This window comes from Desulfitobacterium sp. (assembly GCF_982384815.1).
This window is the reverse complement of record NZ_CEVWNY010000163.1, coordinates 1-4,983: the sequence shown is the minus strand read 5'-3', so window position 1 is coordinate 4,983 and position 4,983 is coordinate 1. Positions and strand designations below refer to the sequence as shown.

Annotated in this window: 5 protein-coding genes and 1 pseudogene; 2 read left to right on the top strand and 4 right to left on the bottom strand. The window is 43.9% G+C overall.

Annotation, left to right across the window (positions count from 1 at the left end):
• Window positions 1–481 (bottom strand): annotated as a pseudogene (locus AC1U9U_RS15495) (acetate kinase); the annotation flags it as partial.
• A 374-nt stretch (window positions 482–855) separates the two neighbouring features.
• Between AC1U9U_RS15495 and AC1U9U_RS15490 the strand changes: the two are divergent.
• Entirely contained in the window at window positions 856–2,025 is a 1,170-nt protein-coding gene (locus tag AC1U9U_RS15490; RefSeq protein ID WP_479961454.1) for a nucleoside recognition domain-containing protein, read from the top strand.
• A gap of 71 nt (window positions 2,026–2,096) precedes the next feature.
• On the opposite strand, the gene AC1U9U_RS15485 is transcribed toward AC1U9U_RS15490, so the two are convergent.
• The gene (locus AC1U9U_RS15485) at window positions 2,097–2,612 is read right to left on the bottom strand and encodes an ATPase (RefSeq protein WP_479961453.1); all 516 of its coding nucleotides are present in this window, start codon (window positions 2,610–2,612) and stop codon (window positions 2,097–2,099) included.
• A 41-nt stretch (window positions 2,613–2,653) separates the two neighbouring features.
• A complete protein-coding gene (rsmD, locus tag AC1U9U_RS15480; RefSeq protein WP_479961452.1) occupies window positions 2,654–3,196 on the bottom strand; it encodes a 16S rRNA (guanine(966)-N(2))-methyltransferase RsmD in 543 nt (180 codons plus the stop codon).
• Window positions 3,197–3,585: 389 nt separating this feature from the next.
• Between rsmD and gpr the strand changes: the two genes are divergently transcribed.
• A complete protein-coding gene (gene gpr, locus AC1U9U_RS15475; RefSeq protein WP_479961451.1) occupies window positions 3,586–4,572 on the top strand; it encodes a GPR endopeptidase in 987 nt (328 codons plus the stop codon).
• 92 nt (window positions 4,573–4,664) lie between these two features.
• Here the strand turns inward: gpr and AC1U9U_RS15470 are convergent.
• On the bottom strand, window positions 4,665–4,983 hold a 319-nt coding region (locus AC1U9U_RS15470; RefSeq protein WP_479961450.1), incomplete at its 5' end, for an Rpn family recombination-promoting nuclease/putative transposase.

Below are 4,983 nucleotides of genomic sequence, written 5' to 3'. Positions count from 1 at the left end.
GGTAAGCATGGGGGGGCATAGTTTGGTGAAAGGCAGTATCAAAAACTGCCACTTGCGGAACCCCGGGCATTAATTTTTGACAAGCTTCAATTCCAGCAATGTTGGGGGGATTGTGGAGAGGTGCTAACTCAATGCACTCCTCGATTGCTTGCATTACCTCATCGTTAATCAATACCGAACTGGCAAATTTCTCGCCCCCATGGACTACCCGGTGACCCACGGAACCAATTTCCTCGAGACTCTTAACTACACCATATTCGGGATTCACCAAGGCATCTAGAACCAGTTGAATAGCTACTGTGTGATCAGGTATTTCCGCCGTAATAATTTCCTTTTCACCATCCGCTGGGCGATGGGTAAGCACCGCTCCGGGAAGGCCGATCCGTTCCACAAGTCCTTTTGCTATAGGAGCTTGGGTATCCATATCTAATAATTGATATTTCAGCGAGGAACTCCCACAGTTAATAACAAGAATCTTCACCACTTATTACCCCCTATTTTTCTTTTCCACCCATTTTCTTTCGTTTCTCTTTTTCTTTCTGTTACTCATTCATTGTGCCCAAAAATGAGTTCTCTTACTTTACCGAAACATAAAATTCGTGTGAATTATCTTTTTGTCTCTCCACACGAAACACTTTACTTAGTTTAACATAAATTCACGTCATTTCAAGATATCAAGAGCAAATACGGTTAAGTTCAGAAATTTTCGACTTTATCCATTGTTCTGCTTAAATTGGCTGACTTTGTCCTAATATTTTCTTTACTAATTTGCCCCTCATATTTAGCTTCCCAATGAATAAACTCTTCTAGCCGACTTTCTTTTTCCTTATAAATTTGTAGAAGGGCGGGTAAGATATGACTTCAGTAGCTCGCGTGATTCCCTTGGTTATTCTTGGCCTAGCTATGTTTTATTATCCACAAGATGTTGTTAAATCAGCTGCCGATGGTCTTTCTTTATGGTGGCATTATGTGTTGCCGGCACTGTTACCGTTTTTTATTCTTTCCGAACTACTCCTTTCCTCCGGCTTTGTCCATTTTATGGGGGTGCTGCTTGAGCCTTTAATGCGCCCGCTTTTTCGTTTACCGGGCCAGGCTTCCTTTGTTATAGCTATGAGCCTTACCTCCGGAATCCCCATTGGAGCAGTCCTCACAACCAAGCTCCGCCGGCAAAAGGTTCTGACTCGTGAAGAAGGGGAGCGTCTTCTCGCTTTTACCTGCAATCCCAGCCCCGGTTTTATGTTTGGTGCGGTTGCTTCAAGTATGCTTTTAAGACCTGAGTTAGGGATTGTTTTAGCCGGATCCGTTTATCTAAGCAATCTGTTAGTGGGAGTTCTCTTTCGCTTTTATCGGGCTGATAAAAACGAAAAGCATTCTACCAACTTACCCTCCTTTAAAAGTGCATTCCAAGAATTGCTAAAAGCCCAACAGGAGGATTCTCGTCCTTTTGGCCAAATTCTTGGTGATGCTGTTCGTCATAGTATTAATACCATTTTGTTAGTAGGAGGCTTCATCGTCTTTTTTGCAGTGTTAGTAAAACTACTCGAATCATTTCATTTAACCAATTTAATCGGTGCCTTATTGCATTCGCTCACCGGCGGCTTAATAACTTCCAAAGCAGTCACGGCTCTCATTAATGGACTCATTGAGACCACCTTGGGCTGCCGCACAGCCATCGACACTTTTTCCGGACTCCGGCTGCAAATAGGTATACTAGCTGCCTTATTGGGTTGGAGTGGGCTTTCCGTCTTCGCTCAGGTAGCCAGCTTTACCAGCACCACGGATTTGCGTTTTATGCCCTTTGTAATCGGTAGAGTACTCCAAGCCGGTTTGGCCTTAACCTTAAGCCGAATATTCTTAAATCTAATGAATATCCCCGTATTTGACCTAAACCTTGCTCCCGGCCCCTTCGGATTTATGGAAACCTGGCAGTTAAGTTCTAAGATCTTCTGTAGCATAATGCTTATTTTCTTTGTATTAAGTTTGGTGATCTGGGTATTCCGATGGGTAGGTCGCCGCCTAATCTAAAATATGTTTCTTGTGTAAAATAGTGCATTCCTAATTAAAAAGAGGGGTAAGGGATACCGCAGAGGAATCCCTTATCCTTTTATTTCACTCGTCTTATCACTTGTTTTATCACTAGACTTATCTCTTGGGTCCCGTTTAGCAAGATTACGAAGTTCCTCCCGATTGCGGCGTACAGCCTGAAGGGTCTCCGCTACATTTTGTTCTACTTGAAGGAGCATTTCATCTGTGTACTGAATGGCTCCCAGCTTGACCTCTTTAGCATAAGCCTGAGCTTGGCGGGCAATATCTTCCGCATAGCCTTGAGCTTGTTTAACAACTTCGCTTTCCTCTGCCATTTTTTCGATATAAGATTTACCCCGTTCCATTAAGCGGTCTGCCTCTGTACGGGCCTCGTCCAAAATCTTTTGTCTTTCTGTCAATACCCATTTTGCATTCTGAAGTTCCTCTGGCAAAGCAGCCCTTAAACGATCTATTAAATCAAATACAACGTTATCATCCACTAGAACCTTTCCAGTCATAGGGATCTTGGTTCCTCTATCCACAATTTCTTCTAATTCATCTAATAATGCTAATACATCACTTTCCAATATTATCCACTCCATTCTTCGATCACTGAAGGATGTCTCGTTCAATCCCTTCGTTGCAAATACCGGATCTTCGTGTCCCCATATTCCACTGTCTTTCTGATCTCAAAAGAGGAGAACTCCAAAAGTTCTTCATCTTTTGCCGTTTCTACGATAAGAACCCCGGAATCGGTAAGCCGACAGGGATCAGCTAAATATTGCAGAGCCTTTTCAGCTAAACCCTGGTGATAGGGCGGGTCAATAAAAATTAAGTCAAATATTTCGTCTCTAAATCGTCCAAGATACTCAAAGGCATCCATAGTTATGAGCTTGGCATTTTTAACCCCCAAATGTTCAAGATTTTCGCGGATAACTTGCTGGGCAATCCTGTTCTTTTCAATAAGTACGGCTTCCTTAGCCCCGCGGGATACTGCTTCCAAGGCCAAATTTCCAGTGCCGGAAAATAAGTCCAGCACTCGTGCCCCCTCAACTTTGTCCTTTAGCACATTGAAAATTGCCCCTTTGATCTTATCTGCGGTAGGGCGGGTGTTAATTCCCGGTACAGCCTTTAGACGCCGCCCACCATATTCTCCGGCAATAATGCGCATATAATTTCACTCCGATCGAGTGAGCTTTTTTACTAAAAATAATTACTTCACTTCAGCATAAGTATACCACAATCTTCTAAAATTCTCCCTAAAAAACTTGCATAAAAGCATTTTTGCGGCAAATACTAAAATTGGTCATCGATGAACAAGTTCGAGACCTTTCCCCCATCCAGTTCTTCCTTTCGTTTCTCCTCTTGGTCACTGGTCGCGAGGGCCAGTGATTTTTTTCTACAATTAGCTATTATGCAATTCCTATAGATAATAACAAACGGTGATATGAGGTCAAGATACTTTGCTAAACGCTCGGTATGACAAAGTCCAAATGTCGTGTCCTCCTGAGCATATGCGTGAAATCTTTTTCCTGAGTAGATAGTTAAGGAGGGGTACCCTTGAAAAAAGCCGAACTTTTGCGGGCATTTAATCTGAATATCGATATGGCTGTTGAAGCCCACGAGTTATTGCGTGGTGATGCTCAAACAGAGATTCCCGGTGTCAGCATGGAGAAAGAAAATTTAGAACATGCTACAGTGACAACGATTAAGATTCTGAATGAGCAAGGGGTCCAGGAGATGGGGCGCCCCCAAGGTACCTACATAACAATTGATGTACCCGAAGTTCATGATAATAACTATTTAATCCAGCAGGACATCACCAAACTGTTAGCGAATAAACTAATTGATTTAATGAACCTACCGGAAGACGCCGGTATCCTTCTGGTTGGACTTGGTAACTGGAATGCCACTCCCGATGCTCTTGGACCGCAAGTAATTGAAAAAAGTCTGGTCACCCGTCATCTCTTTAACTACACTCCGGTAGAGCTAAACGGCAAGCTGCGCAAGGTCAGCGCCATCGCCCCCGGTGTTCTGGGAATAACCGGTATCGAAACGGCGGAAATCATTCGCGGGATTGTTGAACATGTCAAGCCTGATTTGGTTATCGCCATCGACGCCCTAGCGGCAGGATCTCTTGAGCGAATCGGGACCAGCATTCAAATTTCGGATACGGGCATTTCCCCCGGTTCCGGCGTAGGTAATCGGCGGGCAGGAATTAACAAAGAAACTTTGGGCTGCCGAGTGATTGCTATCGGCCTGCCAACGGTGATGAATGCCGCAATTATTGCCAATAATTGCTTAGAGTCCCTTTTGGACGAATTAAAAACCAGCCCCTCGCTCTTCCGGCTTTATAAGGAATTCAGTCCCAAAGCCTTTGAGCAAGTTCTTGAAAAAGCCTTATCACCTTACCACAATAATTTAATGGTCACTCCCAAAGAAATCGATTCTCTAATCCAAACCACTGCCCGTATTATCGCCGGGGCTCTAGGCATGAGCCTCCATCCCGGAATTAGTGCCGAAGAATATCAAATGTATATGCAGTGATTGAGTACAAAAAGCAGCGGATGCCCTGGCCATTAAGGCAAGGGTTTCCGCTGCTTTATTATCCCGATACTCAGATATATTTGCCTCTAAAACTAATCTCTTAATTCCTCTATTTCCTTTTCCGACAAACCTGTAGCTTCGACGACTTTGGTTATTTCAAAGCCTAGCTCTAAAAGTTTCTTTGCTACTTCAGCTTTTGCTTCTGCATTACCCTCTACTCTACCTTCCGCTTTTCCTTCTACTCTACCTTTCACCCTGCCTTCGGCCATACCTTTTTCAAGTGCTTCTCTCAACCGAAGTTCAGCCTCCCTGATAGCTGCTTTCTCATCCAGCACGGCCTTGCGCCTATCAAAGTAGGCTTCTCTGATTCTCGGATCATCGCTTGATTCTTCCCAGGCAGTCATCGCCTGA